Annotated in this window: 16 protein-coding genes; 8 read left to right on the plus strand and 8 right to left on the minus strand. The window is 70.9% G+C overall.

Annotation, left to right across the window (positions count from 1 at the left end; translation table 11 throughout):
• Nucleotides 1-146 precede the first annotated feature (146 nt).
• From OG933_RS13170 to OG933_RS13190, 5 genes are read left to right on the plus strand one after another with little or no spacing between them, the layout of a single operon-like run.
• A complete protein-coding gene (locus tag OG933_RS13170) occupies nucleotides 147-326 on the plus strand; it encodes a hypothetical protein (RefSeq protein ID WP_020128630.1) in 180 nt (59 codons plus the stop codon).
• Nucleotide 327: 1 nt separating this feature from the next.
• A complete protein-coding gene (locus OG933_RS13175; RefSeq protein ID WP_020128631.1) occupies nucleotides 328-768 on the plus strand; it encodes a ubiquitin-conjugating enzyme E2 in 441 nt (146 codons plus the stop codon).
• Nucleotides 769-801: 33 nt separating this feature from the next.
• Entirely contained in the window at nucleotides 802-1659 is an 858-nt protein-coding gene (locus OG933_RS13180) for a ThiF family adenylyltransferase (protein WP_020128632.1), read from the plus strand.
• An 11-nt stretch (nucleotides 1660-1670) separates the two neighbouring features.
• Nucleotides 1671-2696: a hypothetical protein gene (locus OG933_RS13185; protein ID WP_405627203.1), complete on the plus strand. Its 1026-nt coding sequence runs from the start codon at nucleotides 1671-1673 to the stop codon at nucleotides 2694-2696.
• Nucleotides 2693-3412, plus strand: coding sequence for a hypothetical protein (locus tag OG933_RS13190; RefSeq protein ID WP_362527540.1), 720 nt, complete (start codon nucleotides 2693-2695; stop codon nucleotides 3410-3412). Before OG933_RS13185 ends, OG933_RS13190 begins: the two co-directional genes overlap by 4 nt.
• A 38-nt stretch (nucleotides 3413-3450) precedes the next feature.
• On the opposite strand, the gene OG933_RS13195 is transcribed toward OG933_RS13190, so the two are convergent.
• The gene (locus OG933_RS13195) at nucleotides 3451-5385 is read right to left on the minus strand and encodes an acyl-CoA dehydrogenase family protein (protein ID WP_362527542.1); all 1935 of its coding nucleotides are present in this window, start codon (nucleotides 5383-5385) and stop codon (nucleotides 3451-3453) included.
• Between the two features lie 413 nt (nucleotides 5386-5798).
• Between OG933_RS13195 and OG933_RS13200 the strand changes: the two genes are divergently transcribed.
• The 3 genes from OG933_RS13200 (at nucleotide 5799) to OG933_RS13210 (ending at nucleotide 10278) form a co-directional block, all read left to right on the plus strand.
• The gene (locus tag OG933_RS13200; protein ID WP_405627204.1) at nucleotides 5799-6812 is read left to right on the plus strand and encodes a LacI family DNA-binding transcriptional regulator; all 1014 of its coding nucleotides are present in this window, start codon (nucleotides 5799-5801) and stop codon (nucleotides 6810-6812) included.
• Nucleotides 6813-6886: 74 nt separating this feature from the next.
• Complete coding sequence (locus OG933_RS13205; RefSeq protein ID WP_362527545.1) at nucleotides 6887-8929, plus strand: glycoside hydrolase family 31 protein; 2043 nt, start codon at nucleotides 6887-6889, stop codon at nucleotides 8927-8929.
• A 161-nt stretch (nucleotides 8930-9090) separates the two neighbouring features.
• Nucleotides 9091-10278, plus strand: coding sequence for a sulfotransferase family protein (locus OG933_RS13210; RefSeq protein ID WP_405627206.1), 1188 nt, complete (start codon nucleotides 9091-9093; stop codon nucleotides 10276-10278).
• Between the two features lie 27 nt (nucleotides 10279-10305).
• Here the strand turns inward: OG933_RS13210 and OG933_RS13215 are convergent, their stop codons facing one another.
• The 7 genes from OG933_RS13215 to OG933_RS13245 form a co-directional block, all read right to left on the minus strand.
• Nucleotides 10306-11019, minus strand: a complete 714-nt coding sequence (locus OG933_RS13215; RefSeq protein ID WP_362527550.1) for a GH12 family glycosyl hydrolase domain-containing protein — start codon at nucleotides 11017-11019, stop codon at nucleotides 10306-10308.
• 26 nt (nucleotides 11020-11045) lie between these two features.
• A complete protein-coding gene (locus tag OG933_RS13220; protein WP_405627209.1) occupies nucleotides 11046-13289 on the minus strand; it encodes a glycosyl hydrolase family 95 catalytic domain-containing protein in 2244 nt (747 codons plus the stop codon).
• Nucleotides 13286-15265: a beta-galactosidase gene (locus tag OG933_RS13225; protein WP_405627211.1), complete on the minus strand. Its 1980-nt coding sequence runs from the start codon at nucleotides 15263-15265 to the stop codon at nucleotides 13286-13288. The genes OG933_RS13220 and OG933_RS13225 overlap by 4 nt, the downstream gene beginning before the upstream one ends.
• Complete coding sequence (locus tag OG933_RS13230; protein WP_405627213.1) at nucleotides 15262-17454, minus strand: WD40/YVTN/BNR-like repeat-containing protein; 2193 nt, start codon at nucleotides 17452-17454, stop codon at nucleotides 15262-15264. Before OG933_RS13230 ends, OG933_RS13225 begins: the two co-directional genes overlap by 4 nt.
• Before the next feature lie 238 nt (nucleotides 17455-17692).
• The gene (locus OG933_RS13235; protein ID WP_267018191.1) at nucleotides 17693-18628 is read right to left on the minus strand and encodes a carbohydrate ABC transporter permease; all 936 of its coding nucleotides are present in this window, start codon (nucleotides 18626-18628) and stop codon (nucleotides 17693-17695) included.
• Nucleotides 18625-19659, minus strand: coding sequence for an ABC transporter permease (locus OG933_RS13240; RefSeq protein WP_405627215.1), 1035 nt, complete (start codon nucleotides 19657-19659; stop codon nucleotides 18625-18627). The genes OG933_RS13235 and OG933_RS13240 overlap by 4 nt, the downstream gene beginning before the upstream one ends.
• 25 nt (nucleotides 19660-19684) lie before the next feature.
• On the minus strand, nucleotides 19685-21379 hold the full coding sequence (locus OG933_RS13245) for an extracellular solute-binding protein (RefSeq protein ID WP_327185340.1): 1695 nt from the start codon (nucleotides 21377-21379) through the stop codon (nucleotides 19685-19687).
• Nucleotides 21380-21517: the final 138 nt, after the last annotated feature.

Consider the following 21517-nt stretch of genomic DNA (forward strand, 5'->3'; position numbering starts at 1 on the left):
GTCGACAGTGTGCACTTCGTATCGTCCGCTGTACGGAGTTTTCCGCAGGGTTTCCCATATAGATCACTTGGTCTATTTCGTTGGCACTTCACCTATCCGTGCCGCTAGCTTTCGCGCAGGATCTGCGGATCGATCGGGGGGTTCTGATGACGAGCCGCGCAGAGGCGGAGCAACTGCTGTCATCGCTGGGTGACAACGACCTCGTGGAGGTCGGTGAGGACGGCAACATCTATGCCGCCGGAAAGTCACCCGCCGGATTCATCAACAAGCCGATCGTCGGCATCGCCGACCAGAAGGGGGAGTACTCCCGGACGGGCCGGTCCTGAGGTGCCGGGCGAGGCGAGGGACATCAAGGTCACCCGCAGCCTGGTCATCGGCGCCGATCCGGTGGGCGGCCGGCTGGCCGAGGAGAGACGCATCCTCGCGCTGCACTTCCCCAGGTTCGTCCTGGACTCCACGACACCGCGCGCGGGTACGTGGGCGGTCGCCCGGGGCCCGCTGCGGACGTTCGCCGGCACCCAGTACGGCATCTGGATCGATCTGCCCGACGGCTATCCGCACAGCCTTCCGCAGGTCTGGCCGCACGGCTGGACGCCGGTGAAGAACCCGCACATGTACGCGGACGGCACGATCTGTGTGATGCGTCGCAGGCAGTGGTCCTCCTTCTTCTCGGCGGCCGCGGTGGTCGCGAAGGCGGCGATCTGGCTCAACAAGTACGAGATCTGGGTCGAGCGGCAGGTATGGCCGGGCCCGCAGCAGCCCCACTGACCGGGGCCACCGGGCATCTGAGGAGGTCCTGGTATGACCGCTGACGCGGTGCTCGACACATCCCGCATCGACTATCTCCTCGACACCTCCGAACTGGGCCGGGCCAGGATCGTCCTGGTCGGCCTGGGGAGCGGAGGGACCGTGGTCATGGAGCGCCTGGCCATGTGCGGCATCCGCGACTGGGCGCTGTTCGACCCCGATGTGCTCCAGCCGGAGAACCTGGTCAAGCATCCGGCGCGGCGCAGCGACCTCGGGCGGCTCAAGACCGACATCGCCACCGAATGGCTCGTGGACCGCAATCCGGCGAGCCGGGTCGACTCCTTCGCGCACGACGTGACCAGGTCCCCCGAGATCGAGCGGGCGATCGCCGGGGCGACCCTGGTGGTGTGCGCGGTCGACGACGCCGTGGCCCGCAACTACGTCAACGAGCTGTGTGTGCGCAGCCGCGTCCCGTGTGTCTTCGGCATGGTGTTCCGCACCGGGCTGGGCGGCGAGGTGTACGCCTATCTTCCGGGCGAGACCGGCTGCCACGACTGCAAGCTGAAGTTCTGCATGGACCGGGGCCTGGACCTCGACGACTGGCTGGAACTCACCGACGAGGAACAGCAGCGGATCTACGGTCTGGGCGAGACCGACTTCGCGGCTTCCGGGCTGGCCGCCGACATCTCCATCGTGGCCTCGTACCACGCCCACTACGTGCTCTCGCTGCTGGGCGGCCGCCGTTCGCGGTATCTGCTCCAGCCGAGTTTCAACTGGCTGACCGTCGGCATCCGCCGGGCCGAAGGGCTCTTCGGCAATTCGTACGACAACACGCGCATCCTGCTCCGGCCGCTCACCGGGTGCCATCTCGCCTGTGGGCCGGCCACCGAGCCCGACACGGGCAGCGAGTGAGGACGGTGGAGATGTTCGGAACAGCCCGGAAGAAATGCCCAGCCACGCTGCGGGTCTTCGTACGGCCCCGGGTGACGCATCGCTTCACGCAGGAGATCCTCGGCCATCCGAAGGTGGAGGTGGGCGGCAAGTACGTCGGGTTCATCCGGGGCACGAAGCGGTCCGAGCGCCTGGACGAGCGCCATGAGGCGATGGAGCGGCTGGAACTGCACGTCGTGGACTACATCGACGACGGGCCGCGGGCGGACCGCACCCCCACGTTCCACCGCGGCGACACCGAGTTCCAGATCCAGGAGTTCCGGCGGCTGGAGAAGCGGTACCCCGAGATCGAGCATCTGGGCAGCTGGCACAGCCACCATCCCAACCAGCTGCGCAATCTCAGTTCCGGGGACATCGAGGGATACCGGGACACGGTGAACGCCCAGGGACACAACCACGACTTCTTCTTCGCCAGCCTGGGCACGGACAGCCGCGGATTCGCGTCGGCCCGGCATTTTCTCTTCGTCCGGGGCGACCGGCACTACTACGAGCTGACGGGAGAGAACCTGATCGTGACCGAGGGGCCGTCCGACCCCACGGGCTCGGCGGGCTCGGCGGGCGGGATCGTCGCGGTGGCCGACCCGGCGGCGCAGGGGCCCGTGCCGCTGTCGGTGCCGGGCTGGACCGACTCGCCCCAGGGCCAGGAACGGCTGGCCCGTGACCGGGACCTGATAGCGAAGTACAGCGGGCTGCGCCATGTCGTCCGCTCGGACAGGATCGCGGTGACCGGCCAGGTGGTCTGGGCCGGCCGGGTCCCGGTGACCCTGCATGTGCTGTACCCGTCCTCGGCGCACACCACCGACGGGCTGCTGAAGGTGACCGTCGCGGGGACCCAGACCCTCGAGGTCAGCCTGACCGGCGACCGGTCCGGCGATCTCGCCTTCGCGCTCAAGGCGGTGGAATCCATCGCCCAGTGCGCGGCCGACATCCATCACCGGGCCCTGCACCGGCCGGCCGGGCCGCCCGCCCGGGGCGGACAGAGCGGACCCCGGCCATGAGCACGACCACGAACCGGCGCACCATCGCCCTGACCCATCGTGAACCGCCCGCCTTCCTGGGCGAGTCGGTGGGCTCGTCGCTCGGTGAGCTCCAGCACCGCCAGTCCGCCTGGCTGGTCTCGCGCAGCATCTCCGCGCCGGCGTTCACCCGCCGGCTGCTCGCGCGCGAGCCGGGCTTCGGCACGCTGGCGTCGTCGCAGCTGGGCGCGGCCTCCGAGGTACTGACGTTCCGGCTCGGCCATGTGCAGCGCTGGCGGCTGCTGTGGGTGGTGTCCACCGACGGGCCCAGCCAGTTCACCGACGAGCGGACGGTCCGTGTGGGCGTCAGCGAGGAGACCACCCGGGAGCTGGCGACCACCATCGGCCTGGAGGCGAAGTTGGACATCTCCTTCCTCGCCGCGCAGGCCAGCGCGCAGTGGTCCCGGCTCACCCGGTCGACCATCTCGGTGAACACGGAGTCCGAGTTCACGCGGACGCTGTCGTACGACGTCCCCGAGGGCGGCCTGGACATCGCGCTGTGGCAGCTGGAGTCGCAGCTCGTCAGGCGTCTCGAACTGCGGGCCGGTGCCGCCCTGCCGCCGGATCCGATGCCGCGCTGGGTAGAGCTGGCGGTGACCGCCCGGGCCAGGAGCCGGGTGATCACCGTTCCGACGAACGTGGTCCGGGTGCTCACCAGGAGGGCACCGGGCGCCGGGGGCGGCGCCGCCGGGACGTGAGTCCGCGCGCGGTGGCGGAGACACGTCCCGGCGCCCGCTCAGCGGATGGGACGGTGGACGTTCGTCCGCTCGCTGGGTCCCGGTGTGGTGTCGGCGATCCAGGGACCGTCCCCGGACGGGTCGATGATGCCGTGCTCCAGCCACTCGTAGGTGCCGGCCATGACGCCCTTGACGACCTTGCCGTCCACGTCGTCGGTGTTGCTCCACAGCCGGCCGAAGAGCTCGTCGACGCGGATCCGGGACTGGCGGCAGAAGGCGTCGGCGAGCTGGTAGGCCTCCCGGCCGTTCTCGCCGCGCGAGCGCAGCAGTTCGGCGCGCACGCAGGCCGCGCTCATCGCGAACAGCTCCGCGCCGATGTCGACGATCCGGCCGAGGAAGGCCTGCTTGGTCTCCATCCGGCCCTGCCACCGGGACATGGCGTAGAAGGTGGAGCGGGCGAGCTTGCGGGAGTGCCGCTCGACGTGCCGCAGATGCGGGGAGAGGTCGATGCCGTGCTTGAACTCCGCGTAGGAGGACGGCAGTTGTCCCGGTCCCGCCACCAGTTTCGGCAGCCACTTGGCGTAGAAGACACCCGCGTTCGCACCCGCCCTCGCCTTGTCCTGAAGGGACTTGTCGGGGTCGATCAGGTCACCGGCGACCGAGAGGTGGGCGTCGACGGCCTCCCGGGCGATGAGGAGGTGCATGATCTCCGTCGAGCCCTCGAAGATGCGGTTGATCCGCAGGTCGCGCAGGACCTGCTCGGCGGGGACGGCCTTCTCGCCGCGGGCGGCCAGCGAGGCCGCCGTCTCGAAGCCGCGGCCGCCGCGGATCTGGACCAGCTCGTCGGCCATGCGCCAGCCCAGCTCGGAGGCGATGAGCTTGGCCAGCGCGCCCTCGATCCGGATGTCGTTGCGGTCCTCGTCCGCCATCTGGGAGGACAGGTCGAGCACCGCCTCCAGGGCGAAGGTGGTCGCCGCGATGAAGCTGATCTTCGCGCCGACGGCCTCGTGGTGGGCGATCGGCCTGCCCCACTGCTCACGGGCCGCGGACCACTCGCGGGCGATCTTCAGCGACCACTTGCCCGCCGCCACGCAGGACGCGGGCAGCGAGAGCCGTCCCGTGTTGAGCGTGGTCAGGGCGATCTTCAGGCCCACGCCCTCGGGGCCGATGCGGTTCGCGGCCGGGACCCGGACCTGATGGAAGCGGGTCACGCCGTTCTCGATGCCGCGCAGGCCCATGAAGGCGTTGCGGTTCTCGACGGTGATGCCGGGCGAGTCCGCCTCCACGACGAAGGCGGTGATGCCGCCCCGGTGGCCCTCGCTCTTCGGCACCCGGGCCATCACGACCAGCAGGTCGGCGACCACGCCGTTGGTGGTCCACAGCTTCACCCCGTCGAGGACGTAGTCGTCCCCGTCCGGCACCGCGCTCGTCGCGAGCCGCGCCGGGTCGGAGCCGACGTCCGGCTCGGTGAGGAGGAAGGCGCTGATGTCGGTGCGGGCGCAGCGCGGCAGGAACCGCTGCTTCTGTTCCGGGGTGCCGAACAGCTTCAGCGGCTGCGGTACGCCGATCGACTGGTGCGCCGAGAGCAGCACGCCGACCGCGGGGCTGACCGAGCCGACCAGGGCCAGCGCCTTGTTGTAGTAGACCTGGGTGAGGCCGAGGCCGCCGTACTTGGGGTCGATCTTCATGCCGAGGGCGCCGAGCTCCTTGAGCCCGTTGATCACCTCGTCGGGGATGCGGGCCTCACGCTCGATGAGGGCCGAGTCCACCTTCGTCTCGCAGAAGGCGCGGAGCTTCGTCAGGAACTGCTCACCGCGCCGGACGGCCTCGTCGGTGGGCAGCGGATGGGGATGGATGAGGTCCAGCCGGAAGCGGCCGAGGAACAGTTCCTTGCCGAAGCTGGGCTTGCGCCAGTCCTGCTCCCGCGCTGCCTCGGCGACCTGGCGTGCCTCGCGCTCGGTGACAGTGGGTTTCTTGAGGGGTGGTGCGGACATGAGGCTCACCTCGCCGCGAATCGGGATCTCGGGCCACATTGGTTACCGATGGGTGCTACCCGATCGTTGGTACCCGATCCGGGGCGAGGTGGCCACCCCACGCGCGTGCGTCCGGCCCGCGCCGGAGGCGTACGGCCGCGGTCCGGGTGGCCTGTTCCCTTCGAGGCTCGGCATCCGCTCCGCCGCCGGGGACGCACCCGCCGCCGGTGCGGAGCTTGCGCCGAACGAGTGGCGGCCGCGGGGGGCGGAAAAGCTTGCCGTACCCTTCTCCACCAATCCCCCACAACTCGCTGTCGAAGCGCTTCGACAACCTATGGACACCCACCCCCGCTAGAGCTACTGTCGAACCACCCTCACCCGCCCCTGTTCGCCCTGCGCACTGTCGAAGCGCTTCACAAAACTTGGAGAGCTGGATGGTCACCCTCGCCGAGGTCGCCCAGCACGCCGGAGTCTCGGCGAGCACGGTGAGCTATGTCCTCAGTGGCAAGCGGTCCATCTCCACGAACACCCGGCAGCGGGTCGAACAGAGCATCCGGGAACTCGGCTACCACCCGAACGCGGGCGCCCGCGCCCTGGCCAGCAGCAGGTCCAACATCATCGCGCTGATGATCCCGCTGCGCACCGACATCTATGTGCCGGTGATGATGGAGATCGCCATCGCGGTGGCCACCACCGCGCGCACCCACGGGTACGACGTCCTGCTGCTCACCGGCGAGGAGGGTCCCGACGCCGTCCGCCGCGTCACCGGCAGCGGGCTCGCCGACGCGATGATCCTGATGGACGTCGAACTCGACGACGAGCGGCTGCCGCTGCTGCGCTCCACCGACCAGCCGTCCGTACTGATCGGACTGCCCGCCGACACCTCCGGTCTGACCTGCGTCGATCTGGACTTCGCGGCGACCGGCGCGCTGTGCGTGGAGCACCTGGCGATGCTGGGGCACCGTGACATCGCTGTCATCGGCGAGGCGCCGGCCGTCTACGAACGGCACACCGGCTTCGCCGAGCGCACCCTCGACGGACTCCGGTACCGGGCGAAGGAGTTGGGCCTGCGGCTGCTGCACCGCCCGTGCGAGGGCGGGTACGACGCGATGGCCGTGACCCTGGCCCGGGTCCTCGACGAGCGTCCGGGCACCACCGGGTTCGTCGTCCAGAACGAGTCGGCGGTCGAGCCGCTGCTCGCGCTGCTGCGCCAGCAGGGCCGGGCCGTCCCGGAGGACGTGTCGGTGGTGGCCATCTGCCCCGACCAGGTCGCCGTCCAGGCCTCGGTGCGGCTGACGTCGGTCGCCATCCCCGCGCAGGAGATGGGCCGGCACGCCGTGGAACGCCTCGTCGCCAAGCTGGAGGGACACGGCAGCGACGAAGTCGTGCTGATCGCGCCCGAGCTGACGGTCCGGGCGAGCACGGGACCGGCGCCCGCCGCCTCCTGACCCACCCCGCTCTTCCGTCGTCGCGCCCTTGCCAGGGCACCGCCATGTCTGCACTCCTTCAAGGAGCACCTCACATGAACCAGCCTGCCGAGAACCAGCCTCAGGTCAGCCTCGCGCAGTCGTCGCCCACGGTCGGCACCTTCCGTGAGCACGGCGGCGCCCTGGAGTGGAGCGGCCGCCAGGAGACCCTGCGGGTCGAGCCGTGGGGTCCGGACGCCGTCCGGGTGCGCGCCCGGCTCGGCGGGCCGATCCTCGAAGGGCTGCCGGGCGCGCTCCTCGACGAGCCGCCGGCCACCGAGAGCACCGTCAAGATCACTGATGCCGAGGGCCGGTTGACCGTCGGCACCCTCACCGTCGAGGTGAGCGCCGAGGGGGTGATCCGGTTCCTGCGGACGGACGACCGCACGGAGATCCTGGCCGAGGAGCGCGCCCACTTCTGGTGGCCGGGCACCCGCCTCTACACGGCCGTCGGCAACGGCCACCACCGCCTGGAGCAGCGCTTCGCCGCCTACGACGACGAGAAGCTGTACGGCCTCGGCCAGCACCAGCACGGCCGTCTGGACCAGAAGGGCCTGGTCCTGGACCTGGTCCAGCGCAACGCCGAGGTGGGCATCCCGGTGCTCACCTCCAGCCGCGGCTACACCCTGCTGTGGAACAACCCGGCGATCGGCCGGGTGGAACTGGCCGGCAACGGCACCCGCTGGGTCGCGGACTCGGCCCGGCAGATCGACTACTGGATCACCGCCGGGGCCCCCGCCGACGCCCAGCGCCGCTACAGCGCGGCCACCGGCCGCACCCCCATGCTGCCGGAGTGGGCGGCGGGCTTCTGGCAGTGCAAGCTGCGCTACCGCACCCAGGACGAACTGCTCGGCGTGGCACGGGAGTACAAGCGCCGGGGCCTGCCGCTCGACGTCATCGTCTGCGACTTCTTCCACTGGACCCACCTGGGCGAGTGGAAGTTCGACCTGGCCGAGTGGCCCGACCCGGCGGCGATGGTGCGCGAACTGGACGAGCTGGGCGTGAAGTTGGTGGTGAGCGTCTGGCCGTCCGTGTCGCCGCTGAGCGAGAACCATCCGGTGATGGAGCAGCGCGGCTATTTCATCGGCACCCAGTACGGGCCGATGGCCCACGCCGACTGGCCGGACAAGGGCGTCGCGTCGACGGTCCAGGTGGCGTTCTACGACGCGACGAACCCCGACGCCCGGGAGTTCGTGTGGTCGAAGATCCGCGACAACTACCTGGCCCCGTACGGCATCACGGCCTTCTGGCTGGACGCCTGCGAACCGGAGCTGAAGCCCGGCTTCCAGGAGAACCTGCGCTACTGGGCGGGTCCGGGCCTGGAGGTCGGCAACATGTACCCGGCCGAGAACGCCCGCACCTTCTACGAGGGTCTGCGCGCCTGCGGTGAGGACGAGGTCATCAGCCTCAACCGCTCGGCGTGGGCGGGCAGCCAGCGCTACGGCGCCGCCCTGTGGTCCGGTGACATCGGGACCGACTTCGCGACCCTGCGCCGGCAGATCGCGGCCGGCCTGAACACCGCACTGTCGGGCATCCCGTGGTGGAACACCGACATCGGCGGTTTCCACGGCGGCGACCCGAGCGACCCGGCGTACCAGGAGGTGATGGTCCGCTGGTTCCAGTTCGGCGCGCTGTCCCCGCTGATGCGGCTGCACGGCTTCCGCGACCCGGGCATGCCGCTGGGCCCGGACATGACCGGCGGCCCGAACGAGGTGTGGTCGTACGGCGAGGCGGCCGGCGCGGTGCTGGAGAAGTACCTGCGGCTGCGCGAGCGGCTCAAGCCGTACATCCTGCGGGTGATGCGGGAGGCCCACGAGGAGGGGCTGCCGCCGATGCGGCCGCTGTTCCTGGAGTTCCCGGACGACCAGGCGACCTGGTCGGTGGACGACTCCTACCTCTTCGGCCGGGACCTGCTCGTCGCCCCGGTGCTGACCGCGGGCGCCACGGCCCGCACGGCCTACCTCCCGGCCGGCGCGACCTGGACGGACGCGTGGACGGGCGAGACGTACGAGGGCGGCGCGGCCGTGACCGTCGACGCCCCGCTGGAGCGCCTCCCGCTGTTCCTGCGGGACGGGGCGCGGCTGCCGGTGACGGAGTAGCCGCACGGGAGCGGAACCCGGGCGGCCGGTCCCGGATCAGGGGAGGGACCGGCCGCCCGTAAAACCTGAGTCATGGGTGAACTCCCTTGGAGAAAAGGCGAGTTGACTGGGTAGGGGACCACCCGTCCACTGCCCGTCCCGCTTCGAAGGGTGTCCCGCCCATGTCCTCACCCCCGCTCGCCCTCACCCTGGCCAATCTGCTGCTCCGGCCGGGCCACGGCTCCCGGCGCACCCCCGACCGCGTCTTCGGCCGTCTCCTCGCCGGGGCCGGACAGGCCGACGGCGATCAGCGGTTCGTCGACGACCTCCGGCTGCTGCTGCGCCACTGGTCCCGGGACGAGAACCTCACGCCGGTCGGCTGGTGGTCCGCGCAGGGCCATGTCCGCAGGCATCTCGCCAACCGCGCCCGGGTCCGGCGGCTCGTCGCCGAGCACCCCGGGATCGCCCGGGAGCCCATCGAGAGGCCGGTGTTCGTGGTGGGTCTGCCACGCACCGCCACCACCCTGACGCACGGCGTGCTGTCCCTCTCGGAGCAGCACCGATGTCCCCTGTTGTGGGAGTTACTGACACCGGACCTGGAGGGACCGGCCGAGCGGCGCGGGAAGGCGGTCACCGCCGCGCGTCTGATGGTCGGCGGCATCGACCTGTTCGCCCCGCGCTACCGTGACATCCACCCGCTGGTCGCCGAGGGCCCCGAGGAGTGCACGTTCGCCCTCCCGCACACCGTCATGCCGCTGTCCCAGGCCCGCATCCCGGCCTACCGGGCCGCGCTCGACGAGCGGGACTACGTCCCCGACTACGCGTACCTCAAGCAGATCTACCAGGTGCTCCAGTACGGCCGGCCCCGCCGCCGCTGGGTGCTGAAGTCGCCCCTGCACACCGGGAACCTCGACGCGCTGCTCACGGTCTTCCCGGACGCCACCCTGGTGTGGACCCACCGCGACCCGGCCGCCGTCGTGGCGTCCTTCTGCAGCCTGATCGAGCACGGGATGGCCATCACCGCGCGCCCCGTCGACCTGCACACCCTCGGGGCCACCTGGCTGGAACTGCTGAGCCGCTCGGTGCGGCGCGGCCTCGCGGCCCGGTCCGCCGTCGCCCGCGAGGCGCTCGTGGACGTCCCGTACTCCTGGCTGGGCTCCGATCCGGCCGCCGGCGCGCCGAAGCTCTACGCGGCCGTCGGCGCCCGCTGGACCGACGCCGACGCGGCCCGGCTCCCGGCGATCGCCTCCCGGCCCAGGGGTGCCCGGCCGCACAGCTACGACCTGTCCCGGTACGGCCTGACCCGCGCCGACGTCGACTCGGCCTTCGCCGGCTACAACGCGCTGCGGGCCGAGGTCGACCGGGCGTAGGAACGCCGGCCGGCCCCGGCCCCGACGTCAGCTGCTGCTGACGGTGAGGTTGTTGGTCACGAAGTCCAGCCCGCCCGAGGACGAGGTGATCTCGTATCCGAACTGCACGTCACCGATGGTCTCGTTGCCGAACCAGCCCTTCGTGTCCTTGATCCACTTCAGGATCGGCAGGATGCTGACGGTGCCGGACGAGGAGTCGGACGTGCGCAGGAACGAGAACACCTCGTTCGCGCCGTTGCTGCCCTTGTAGACGGTCCAGGTGTGGCCGCCGAGGGTGACGTTGCCCTGCGAGGTGCCGAGCGGGCCGACGGCGCCGTTGTAGTTCACCCAGAGCATGATCTCGTAGTCGTAGTCCGTGTCCCAGATGTCGTACGACGTGTTGTAGGCGCCGGACGACGGGACCGTGACGTTGTAGCTGCTGGACAGCGAACCGAGCGAGGTGATCGTCTTGTTGATCACCTTCTTGGAGTTGGGGTACGACTTGATGCCGCCGGTGTTGGGGTGGTTGGCCCAGACGCCCCAGTTGGTACCGGAGTTGGCCCAGACGCACTGGCTGCCGGCGCCGGAGCCCCAGATGTTGTTGTAGAGCGTGTAGCCGTTCAGGCTGGTGTTGCCCCACTGGTCGCAGGAGTTCCAGACGGCGGCCTGGGCGGGGGCGGCGGCGAGTCCGACGGTCGCGCCGAGGGCGAGCGCCGGGGCCAGCAGGGCCTTGCCTACCCTGCTCGACGTACGTGTTGCCATGGTGTCCCTTCCATGGGTGGGGGGAGTCACCACGTCCCCGAGGTGAGGACGTGGTCTTCTCCGGCGACCAGGTCGAGCGGCGATGCGCCGCCGGAGGAAGTCCGGACTTCGATGCGGTGACCGCGCCGCGGCCGCAGGACGGCCCGACTGCCGTCGGGACCCCAGGAGAGGTCGAGTTCGGCGCCGAACCGGGTGCGCACGCCCCGCAGTTCACCCGACGGGAGCGCCGGGGGCAGCGCCGGCAGCAGGACCAGCCGGTCGGGGGTCGACTGGACGAGCATCTCGATCAGCACGGCGGGGAGGGTGTGCGCGGCGTCGGCGTTGTACACGTCGCGGCGGGGGTAGTGGGCGCTCATCAGGGAGGCGTGGAAGAAGTCGCCGTCCAGGACCTCGCCGACGGCGTGGGCGACCCGCCGTCCGTCCCGGAGACGGGCCGCGATCAGCGCGTGGTGCAGGTGGCCGTGCGCGGAGTCGTTCTCGGCGCCGCGCAGTTCGAGGGCGCGACGGGCGGCGGCGGCCGGCTCCGGGGTGTCGTAGGGGTTGATCTCGTCGAGGGGCCAGACGCCGTAGAGGTGGCTCAGGTGGCGGTGGTCGTAGGTGTCGTCGAGTCCGGGCCTGGCCCATTCGGCGAGGGCGCCGTCGGCGTTGATCCGGTGCGGCGGGAGGCGGTCGGCGAGGGCCCTCCAGCGGCCGGCCCGCTCGGGGACGTCCGGGTGGTACGCGGCGGCGGTGAGCAGTGCGTGCCGGGCCGCCGAGAGGTCCATGGCCGCGTTCACCGCGCCCCAGCTGCCGCCCGTGGGCCGGTTCTCCGGCGAGTAGGAGGGGACGACGACGAGCGGCCCCTCGGGGTCGTCGGGATCGGTACGGGTGAGGAAGTCCTCGTAGAACCGGGCGACTTCGGCGAGGGCGGCGGCGGTGCGCGGGTCGCGTCCGCCGCGGGTCTCGTCGTGGTCGACGAGGGGTTTGAGCAGCCAGTCGGCGCCTGCCGTCCACAGGTGGAGCGGGTATTCGCGGCTGAAGTGGTACGTCAGCCCGGACTCGCCGTCGGAGTGCGCGGGCGCGACCGCGCCCCGGGCGCCGAAGACCGCGCGGGCGTTCTCCCGCCAGTCGTCGAGCTGCCGGTGGACGAGGGAGGCCAGCGCGTCGGTGACTTCGGGGAGCGCGGCGGCCGCGGCGGAGGCCGTCTGGAGGTTGACGTTGGCGTCGTTGGTGAACGCCCCGGCCCAGGCGGTGTCCCAGTCGCCGGTCCACAGTCCCGGCAGGCGGGGCGGGTTGAGGCCGGAGGAGGAGAGGAGGTGGTAGCGCCCCGCCGCGAAGAGCCGCTCGAGCAGCGCCCTGCTGCGGGGGCGTTCCAGCAGCCCGGAGCCGGGGAGCCCGCGCTCCTCCGGCTCGGCGTGGAGGTCGAGGGTGACGCGCTCGTAGGCGGTGCGGTGCAGGGGGAGGTGACGGGCGAGCAGGTCGTCGTAGAGCTGCGGCAGCTCACCCAGGGCGCGCTGTTCCCCGGTGACGTCCAGTTCGCCGGTGTGTCTGCGGACGCGGGTGAGCAGCAGCACGGACTCCGCGTCGGTGACCCGCACGCCGGGGTGGGCGAGCAGGGTGCGGCCGCCGGTGACGACGACGAGGGTCACGCCCGTGTAGGCCCGGTCGCTGTCGGGATAGCGGGCGCGCAGGGTGAGCAGGGCGCCCTCCGGGGTGAGGACGGACCCCTGGCCGACGGCGAGGCCGGCGGGTGCGCCCGGCAGCCGGTGGTCCAGCCAGATGTCCAGGTCGAGACCGGTGACCCGCTGGACGATCACGTCGTCGGCGCGGGAGACGAAGACCCGGCTGGTGCCTCCCGCGCAGGTGGCGGTGGCCTCGCCGGTGGTGAAGTCGACGGTCCGCAGGTGGTGGTGGCGCGGCTCGTCCGAGGTGGCTCTCAGCCGTATCTGGAAGGCCGGGTGGAAGGGCTGGACCCATTGCAGGGGCCGGTGGTCGGTGAAGCTCTCGGCGGCCTCCCACTCTCCGGCCAGCAACTTGTCCTGCAGGGCCGGGAGTTCGGCGGCGAGTTCGGGCGGACGGGCATGTTCGGCGCCGTTGGGGCGGACCAGGGTGTGGTGGGTGACGACGACCCGGTCGTCGTACGGATCGCCGAACGTGAGGGTGCCGTGCCGGCCGTTGCCGCTGAGGAAGGCGTCCTCCCAGCGGTCGGCGGGCCGGTACTCGTGGGTCGCGTGCACGGGACGGTCGGTGCCCGGGAGGCCGGGGTGCGCACGCGAAGAGGCGTCGGTCATGAGCGCAACACCACCACGCCGTAGCGGCCCAGCGTGATCTCGTCCGTGCGGGAGGTCCCGGTCAGCAGGTCGTGGTGGGTGCCCGGGAGCCGGACGGTCACCGGCTCCCGGCCGTGGTGGAGAAGGAACAGCAGCTCACCCCGGCGTACGGCCTCGACTTCCGGCGGGAGACCTTCGAGGACGGGCCGGGCGCCCGCGTCGGCGGCGATGCCGGCGAGCAGCGCGCGCAAGGCCGCGGGCTCGGGGAGGGTGGAGACGTACCAGGCGCGGTCGCGGCGCAGGACGGCGGGCAGGCCGTCGAGTTCGCCGCCCTTGTAGCGGGTTTCCACCGCGTCCGGTTCGGCTTCCAGCTCCTCCGACCACAGGGTCCCGCGGAAGCCGTCGGTCTCGACGTGCTCCCCCGCCTCCAGGGGCCACCACTCGTGCAGGGTGCGGATGCCGAACAGCTCGCGCAGGCGGGGGTCCATCCCGCCGGGGCGGACCCGGTCGTCCTCGTCGGCCACGCCGGTCAGGAAGCCGGCCACGAGGGTGCCGCCGCCACGGACGTAGGCCAGCAGGTTGTCGATCGCCGCGTCCGTCAGTGCGTACAGCTGGGGGACGACGACCAGCCGATAGCCGCCGAGGTCGTGCCCGGGGTGGGCGAAGTCGGTGGTGAGCCGGCTCTCCCACAGGGCGCGGTGCCAGGCGTGCAGGACGGCCGGGTGGTCGACGTGGGTGGAGGGGCGGCCGTCCTGGGCGCCGGCCCACCAGGCGTGCCAGTCGTGCAGGATCGCGACGTCCGCGGTGATGCGACTGCCCGTCACCTCACCGCCGATCCGGGCGAGTTCGGCGCCCAGCTGCTTGACCTCCTGGAAGGTACGGCCCCGCTCCCCCGCGTGGCTGACCATCCCGGAGTGGAACTTCTCGGCGCCCTGGCGGGACTGGCGCCACTGGAAGTAGCAGACGGCGTCCGCGCCGCGGGCCACGGCCTGCAGGGACCAGAGGCGGTTGAGACCGCGCGGCTTGGGGTGGTTCACCCCGCGCCAGTTGACCGGTCCTGCCGCCTGTTCCATCAGCATCCAGGGGCCGCGCGCCTGGGAACGGGTCAGGTCCTGCACGAGTGCCCCGTGCTGGGCGCCCAGCGGGTCGCGCGGATCGGGGTAGAGGTCGACGGAGACGACGTCCTCCTCCTCGGCCCAGCGCCAGGCGTCCTGGCCGAAGAAGAGCGGCATGAAGTTGGTGGTGACCGGGATGTGCGGGGTGTGCCGGGCGACGATGTCACGCTCGGCGAGGTAGCACTCCAGAAGCATGTCGGAGGTGAAGCGCCTGAAGTCCAGCACCTGAGTGGGGTTCTTCAGGTAGTGGGCACGGCGAGCCGGTAGAACCGTCTCCCAGCTGTCGTAGCCCTGGCTCCAGAAGTCCGTGCCCCAGGCGGTGTTGAGGGCGTCCAGGGTGCCGTACTTCTCGCGCAGCCAGCGGCGGAAGGCGACGGCCGCCTCGTCGCCGTGATCGGCCGTGCAGTACTCGTTGTTGATGTGCCACATCGTGAGGGCGGGGTGGCCGCCGTAGCGGGCGGCCAGGTCCTCGGTGATGGCGGCGGCGTGCCGGCGGTAGGTGGCGCTGGAGTGCGAGAAGTGCTGCCGTCCGCCCCACCACTCGACGTCGCCGTTCTCGTCGCGGGGCAGGGTGTCCGGGTACAGCCGGCCCAGCCACGGGGGCGGGGCGGAGGTGGGGGTGGCGAGGACGACGCCGATGCCGTTCGCGTGCATCAGGTCCATCAGCGTGTCGAGCCAGCCGAACTCCCGTGCGCCCGGCTCGGGTTCGAGCCTGGACCAGGAGAAGACACCGAGGGTGACCGAGTTGACGCCGGCGTCCCGCATGAGCCGGACGTCCTCGTGCCAGGTCTCCTCGGGCCACTGCTCGGGGTTGTAGTCGCCGCCGAAGAGGATGCGGCCGCGGGTGGCGTCGGCGAGAGAGGGCCGGTCGAGGGCGGTCATCGGGCGGGCTCCCCGTACTGGATGCCCCGGCCGTTGGTGGCGATGTACACCCGGCCGTGGATCCGCGGGTCGGCGGCGATGGTCGCGCCGATCCAGCCCCACTGGTGCCGGTCGTCGTTGATCCGCACCCAGCTCCGCGCGCCGTCGTCGGAGCGGTACACGGCGGTGATCGCCTCCGTGGAGCCGACCTGGTAGACCGCCGGGTACGCGGCGCCGTCGGCGGCCTTGCCGAACGCGACGGTGTACGAGGCCCAGCAGCTGGTCAGCCCGGCGAAGCTCGCACCGCCGTCGGTGGATCGGTACAGGCCGTTCCACTTGGTGCTCAGCCACAGGTCGCCGGAGCGCCCCGGGGCCGCTGCCAGCTGGAACTGACTGTCGCCGGAGGGCAGTCCGCCCGCCCGCGCGGTGAAGGTCAGGCCGGCGTCGGTACTGGCGAACAGGGTTCCCGTGTCGGTGTCGTACGCGTAGAAGCGTGCCGGGTCGGCCGGGTCGGCGAGCGGGGTGGCGCCCTTGGGGAAGGTGGAGACCTCGGACCAGGTCGCCCCGTTGTCCGCGGAGCGCTGGGCGGGGTACTTGGTGCCGTCCCAGTGCACGAAGGTCCACAGCAGGACGCTGCCGTCGGTGTTCGTGGCGATGGGCCCCGGTGCGTCCTTGGCGAGGGCGGGCTGGGCCGCGAAGGGCGCCCAGGATCTGCCGCCGTCGGCCGACCACGCGCCGTTGCCGTGGTCGCCCCAGCCAGTGCGGACGACGTACGACGGCCGGTCCGCGGCCTGCGCGAGTCCCGTGACCGTCCCGAACACGGGGTTCGTCGCCATTCCCCGGGACGGCGAGGCGGTGAGCCGCTCGTGGTACATCACCCCGACGTCCCCGAGGCCGCTGATCAGGTGCGCCTGTCCGGTCGGGGGCGAGATCAGCTGCCGTACGGAGGTCTCCTCCAGGCCGCGGATCTGCGGGGCCCAGTGCTTCAGGTCCCGGGTGCCGTAGAGCGTGGCGCCGGTGCCGAAGACGACGTGCTTCGAGTCGTACGGGTCGACGGCGACGGCCTGGATCCACCAGCCGAACTTGGGCGCGTCGGTGCCGAAGGTGAGGAAGGGGGTCTCGGACACGTCGAGGACCGCCGTGTCCTTGAGCGACGTCCAGGTGCGGCCGCCGTCCGTGGTCCGGTACAGGGTGTCCACCGCCGACCAGCGGTTGTTGGTGGAGACGACGACGGTGCCGGGGCGCCGGGCGTCCACGGCGACGCCGCCGTAGCCGAAGGTGTCACCGGCCGCGGGCCGGGCCGGGGTGACGTCGGTCCACCTGCCGGTCGCGGTCGCCAGCTTGTGCACGCTGCCGTCCGCCTGGCCGTTGGGGCCGGGTGCGTCGGCGTACGTCACGTACAGCTCGCGGGTGTGGCGGTCGTGGGCGGCGCGGACGGGCACCTTGGCGGAGCTGCCGGTGGGCCGGCCGGGGACGGCCTCCCAGGTGGTGCCGTCGGCGGTCCGGTACAGGTTGGCGCTCGTCCCGTCGGAGTCGCCCCAGCCGGCGTAGAGGGTGCGGCCGGCGGCGACGAGAAGGGTGACGCCCTGGCCGCTCGCGCTCGGGGTACCCGGGAAGCCGGTGGCGGCCGCCCAGGTGGCGCCCCGGTCGGTGGACCTGAGGAGCCCGTCGTGCCGGGTCCCCAGCCACAGGATGTCGCTGTCCCGCGGATCGACCAGCAGCCGCTCCCCCGCGCCCCGGCCGTCCTCGTTGCCGCCGAGCTTCACGGTGAGGTCGCTGCGGGTCCAGGTGGCGCCGCGGTCCTCGGAGCGCAGGACGGCTCCGTTGCCGGCCCAGGACTGGGCGTAGGTGCCGAGGGCGAGGTAGACGCGGTCCGGGTGCGCGGGGTCGACGGCGAGGGCCTCCACGCCGAGCAGGTTCCAGTCGTCCCACCCGAGGTGGTCGGTGAGCGGGGTCCAGCGGGCGGCGCGGTCGTCCCAGCGGTAGGCGCCGCCGATGTCGGTACGGGCGTAGGCGAGCCCTCGGACGGCCGGATGGAACAGCACACCGGTGACGAATCCGGTGCCCCCGATCACGGCGTTGCGCCAGCGGTAGGCGGGGGTGCTGTCGCCGGTGGCCGCGGTTGCCTGCCCGGCGGGGAGGGCGGTGAGCGCGGCGGCGGCCGCCGTTCCGGCGAGGAGCGCGCGGCGGCTTGGGGAGGGCATGTGCATGAGGTACCTCGCAGGGGGGTCGTGGGCCTGGGGTTCGTTCGGTGCCGTGTGCTGGTGCCGGCCGGGGTGGGGCCACTCGCCCCGCGCCGCCCCACCGGCACGACTGCCTGCGGCTGAGGGGGAGGAGGGGCGCCGGGTGACTGCGACCCCCTGGGGGCGCGGGGAACCGCGCGATCAGCCCCCACCCGCCCGCGGCCGAAGGACGACGGTCCGGCGCTCCTCGCCCCGGAAGGGGACTTCAGCCCTTGACCGCCCCCGTGAGCATCCCCTTCTTGAAGTGCTTCTGGACGAACGGCGACAACACCGCCACCGGCAGCAGGGCCATCACCATGACCGCCATCTGCACGGCCAGCCCCGACAGCTGCCCCGTCTTGATCGCCTGCCCCAGCCCGACCGGTGCCTCCTGCTTCTGCACCAGCTGGATCATGACGTTCTGCAGCGGCATCATGTCCTGGTCGTTGAGGTACAGCGACGCGTTGAACCAGGCGCTCCAGTACCCGACGGCGTAGAACAGCGTGATGACGGCCAGCACCGCCCTCGACAGCGGCATGACGATCTGCCAGAGGATGCGGAAGTCCCCCGCGCCGTCGATCCGCGCGCTGTCGATGAGTTCCTGCGAGATCCCCATGAAGAAGCCGCGCAGGACCAGGATGTTGAACACGCTGATCGCGCTCGGGAGGATCAGCGCGAGGTAGGTGTCCATCAGGCCCAGGGACTGCACCAGCAGGTAGGTGGGGATCAGGCCCGCGCTGAAGAACATCGTCGCCAGCAGGATCATCAGGATCCAGCGGTGCCCGAACGAGCCCGAGCGGGAGAGGCCGTAGGCGCACAGGACGGAGACGCCCATCGAGAAGAGCGTGCCGACGAGGGTGATCAGGACGCTGATGACCGCGGCGCGGGTGACCTGTCCGCCGCTGAGCAGTTCCCGGTAGGCGATGAAGGTGATCCCCTTGGGCACCATCACCAGCCCGCCGGCCTCGTCGATGGTCTTCCGTGAGGAGAGGCTGGTGACGAGGACGATCCACAGCGGGAAGAGGATCGCCAGGCAGGCGAAGGCCAGGGCGATGCCCTTGCCCGCGAGGCCGGCCCTGCTGGGCTCCTCCTCCCACACGGGCCGCGGCGGCGCCGCCCAGCGGCCGGGTGTGCGCACGGTTTTGTCGATCACGGCGGTCACTTCTGGTACACCCCCTGCTCGCCCATCAGATGGGCCACCTTGTTCGCGACGAGCACCAGGCCGAGGCTGATGACGCCCTTGATCAGACCGGCGGCGGCCGCGTAGCCGAAGTCCTGGTTGCGGACGCCGTTCCACCACACGAAGGTGTCGAGGACCTCCGACGCCCCTGGTCCGACCGCGTCGCGCTGGAGCAGGATCTGTTCGAAGCCGACGGTCAGCGCGTCGCCCACCCGCAGCACCAGCAGCAGCGCGATCACCGGGCGCAGGGCCGGCAGCGTCACGTGCCACATCCGGCGCCAGCGGTTCGCGCCGTCCATCGCGGCCGCCTCGTACAGGTCGGGGTTGACCGAGGCCAGCGCGGCGAGGAAGACGATGATGCCCCAGCCGGCGTCCTTCCAGACGCTCTGCGCGGTGATCAGGAACTTGAAGGTCTCCGGGTCGGTCATGATGTCGATGCCGTCGTACCCGTGCTGCCGCAGCAGCTGGGAGAGGATCCCCGCGCCGCCGAACAGCTGTTGGAACACGGCGATGACCAGCACCCAGGAGAAGAAGTGCGGCAGGTAGAGGATCGCCTGCGACACCGCCCGGATCCGGGGCCTGACCACGCTGTTGATGAGCAGCGCGAGCATGATCGGGATCGGGAAGTACAGCACCAGCTGGAGGAAGAACAGCACCAGGGTGTTCCGGACGGCCTCCCAGAAGGCCGAGTCCTCGAAGAGCCGCTGGAAGTTCTCCAGGCCCACCCAGGGGCTGTGGAAGATGGCGACGATCCCGTTGTCGCTGATGTAGGGGTCGTAGTCCTGGAAGGCGACCACGTTGCCGAGGATCGGCACGTAGTTGAAGAGCAGGATGAGGACGACCGCCGGGAGCGTCATCAGCAGCAGGACGCGGTCCCGTCTGAGCCTGACCCACAGACCCAGCTTCCCGGAGGACCGTTTCCCCTGGGGGCCGGTGGCGCCGCCGGGCGCCACCGGGGTCTTTCCCGACTCGTCGGCCTCGGCCCTGCTCCGAGGCACCGTGCTGTGCGACACGGCCGTTCTCCTTGCCTCGCTGCCGTCAGCTCGTCGCCGTGCCGTTGTCGTCGAGCAGCTTCTGGTACCAGGCGCGCAGCTCGTCGCCGCCCTTCTTCTTCCAGTCGGAGACGGCCGCCTGCATGTCGCTGATCTTCTTGCGGCCGCGGACGATGTCGTCCTCCAGCTGCTCGAAGTTGTTGGAGAGGTTGGTCCAGCGGCTGGGCTCGGTGATCTGCATGCCGTAGAAGGCCGACTTCTTGGTGAAGGCGCCCATCCGCTGCTGCCACTCGACCTGGCCCTTGGCGATGTCCGGGAAGTCGGGGTGGGCGATGGTCGACGCCGGGCTCGCGACCATCACGAAGGCGTTGAGGACCTCCTGGTTGCCCTTGTCGTTCTTGACGGGCACCCCGTCCTTGACGCTGTAGTGCGTGCCCTCCACCCCGTAGTTGGTGAGCATGTACTCCTTGGTGCCGTACGGGGCGGCGGTGACATTGGCGACGGCCAGCACATCGCGGATGACGGCCTCGGAGGCCTTCTTGTTGACGAAGGCGAAGATGTTGGCCGGCTGGGTGGCGTAGATGACCGGGTCGGCGCCGCCGTGGCCGAAGATGTCCATGCCCCAGATCCGGAAGTCCGGGTTCTGCGCGGCCTGCGAGGCCTGCTGCCCGTACCAGCTGGAGATGTCGTTGTTGTAGATGAGGAACTCACCGGCGGCGAACTTGGTGCTCGGGTCGACGGCCTGGCTCTTGCCCAGCTTGAAGTCCGGGTGCACGTAGCCGGCGGCGAACAGCTTGCGCGTCCACTCCAGCGCCTCGAGGTAGGAATCCAGCTCGACGCGGTTGACGAGCTTGCCGCCCTCGAGGATCCAGCCGAGCGGCTTCTCCCCGCCGGACGGGACCCCGAAGCTGTTGAACGCGGTCCACTTCATGTCGCCGCAGGCCCACACCTTGGCCTTGGCGTTGGTGATCTCCTTGGCCAGGGCGGTGAACTCGTCCGTCGTCGTCGGGACCTCGTAGCCGTTCTTGTCGAAGAGGTCCTTGCGGTAGAAGGGCACGATGTTGGTGACGTAGGACGACGGCATCGGCAGACCGCGCAGCTTGCCGCCGAAGAGGGAGCGCTGCCAGGCGTCGGTCGGGATCGCCGCGAGGTTCGGGTACTCCTTGACCTTGTCGCCGGACAGGTACGGGCCCAGGTCGGCGAACTTGCCGAGGATGGCGCTGGGTATCTTGCCGCCCATGTTCCAGCCGGGGACGACCACCACGTCCGGCACGTCGCTGGAGGCGAGCACGGCGCCGAGCTTCTGGTCGTAGGTGTTGCCGTCCTGGTTCTGCCAGACGACGTCGACGCCGATGAGGGCGTTCATCGCCGTGTAGTAGGCGTTGTCGCCCTTCGGCGGGGAGCCCCAGAACGGCGACATCACGGTCACCTTGCCGCCCTTGCCGAGCTTCTTCGGCACCGAGGTCTTCAGGGTGGCGAGGTCGAGCTTGCTGCTGAAGCCGACCGAGGACCCGTTCTTGGACGGGATGTCGGGCGTCACCACGTTGCTGGCCACGTAGGCGGGCAGGATCTTCTTCGCGTCCTTGCCCGACGTGGTGCCGTCGCGCGAGCCGCTGTCCGTACCGCCGCAGGCGGCAAGCAACGGCATCCCTCCGGCCACCGCGGCGGTGGCGACCGCCGTCGAGGCGAGGAAGCTTCTCCGGCTCGGGCCGGAGGAGGCGGAAGCGGCGTTCGGCGTCATTGCGTCAACCCTTCATGGCGCACCAGGACACCCGGCGGTGGCCGTCGGCTGCGGTGTCTCGAGTGGAACTGGCTGAGCTGAAGCAGTCCTCCGACGATGTTTCGATATTTCTCAGTCGAAGCGCTTCGATGTTGCTGC

Source organism: Streptomyces sp. NBC_00016 (assembly GCF_045040885.1).
In the GTDB taxonomy this organism is placed as follows: Bacteria; Actinomycetota; Actinomycetes; order Streptomycetales; family Streptomycetaceae; genus Streptomyces; species Streptomyces coriariae.

Coding starts and splice junctions, on each gene's coding strand:
- OG933_RS13170 (WP_020128630.1), top strand. CDS start 147: ATGACGAGCCGCGCAGAGGCGGAGCAACTGCTGTCATCGCTGGGTGAC.
- OG933_RS13180 (WP_020128632.1), top strand. CDS start 802: ATGACCGCTGACGCGGTGCTCGACACATCCCGCATCGACTATCTCCTC.
- OG933_RS13185 (WP_405627203.1), top strand. CDS start 1,671: ATGTTCGGAACAGCCCGGAAGAAATGCCCAGCCACGCTGCGGGTCTTC.
- OG933_RS13190 (WP_362527540.1), top strand. CDS start 2,693: ATGAGCACGACCACGAACCGGCGCACCATCGCCCTGACCCATCGTGAA.
- OG933_RS13195 (WP_362527542.1), bottom strand. CDS start 5,385: ATGTCCGCACCACCCCTCAAGAAACCCACTGTCACCGAGCGCGAGGCA.
- OG933_RS13200 (WP_405627204.1), top strand. CDS start 5,799: ATGGTCACCCTCGCCGAGGTCGCCCAGCACGCCGGAGTCTCGGCGAGC.
- OG933_RS13205 (WP_362527545.1), top strand. CDS start 6,887: ATGAACCAGCCTGCCGAGAACCAGCCTCAGGTCAGCCTCGCGCAGTCG.
- OG933_RS13210 (WP_405627206.1), top strand. CDS start 9,091: ATGTCCTCACCCCCGCTCGCCCTCACCCTGGCCAATCTGCTGCTCCGG.
- OG933_RS13215 (WP_362527550.1), bottom strand. CDS start 11,019: ATGGCAACACGTACGTCGAGCAGGGTAGGCAAGGCCCTGCTGGCCCCG.
- OG933_RS13220 (WP_405627209.1), bottom strand. CDS start 13,289: ATGACCGACGCCTCTTCGCGTGCGCACCCCGGCCTCCCGGGCACCGAC.
- OG933_RS13225 (WP_405627211.1), bottom strand. CDS start 15,265: ATGACCGCCCTCGACCGGCCCTCTCTCGCCGACGCCACCCGCGGCCGC.
- OG933_RS13230 (WP_405627213.1), bottom strand. CDS start 17,454: ATGCACATGCCCTCCCCAAGCCGCCGCGCGCTCCTCGCCGGAACGGCG.
- OG933_RS13245 (WP_327185340.1), bottom strand. CDS start 21,379: ATGACGCCGAACGCCGCTTCCGCCTCCTCCGGCCCGAGCCGGAGAAGC.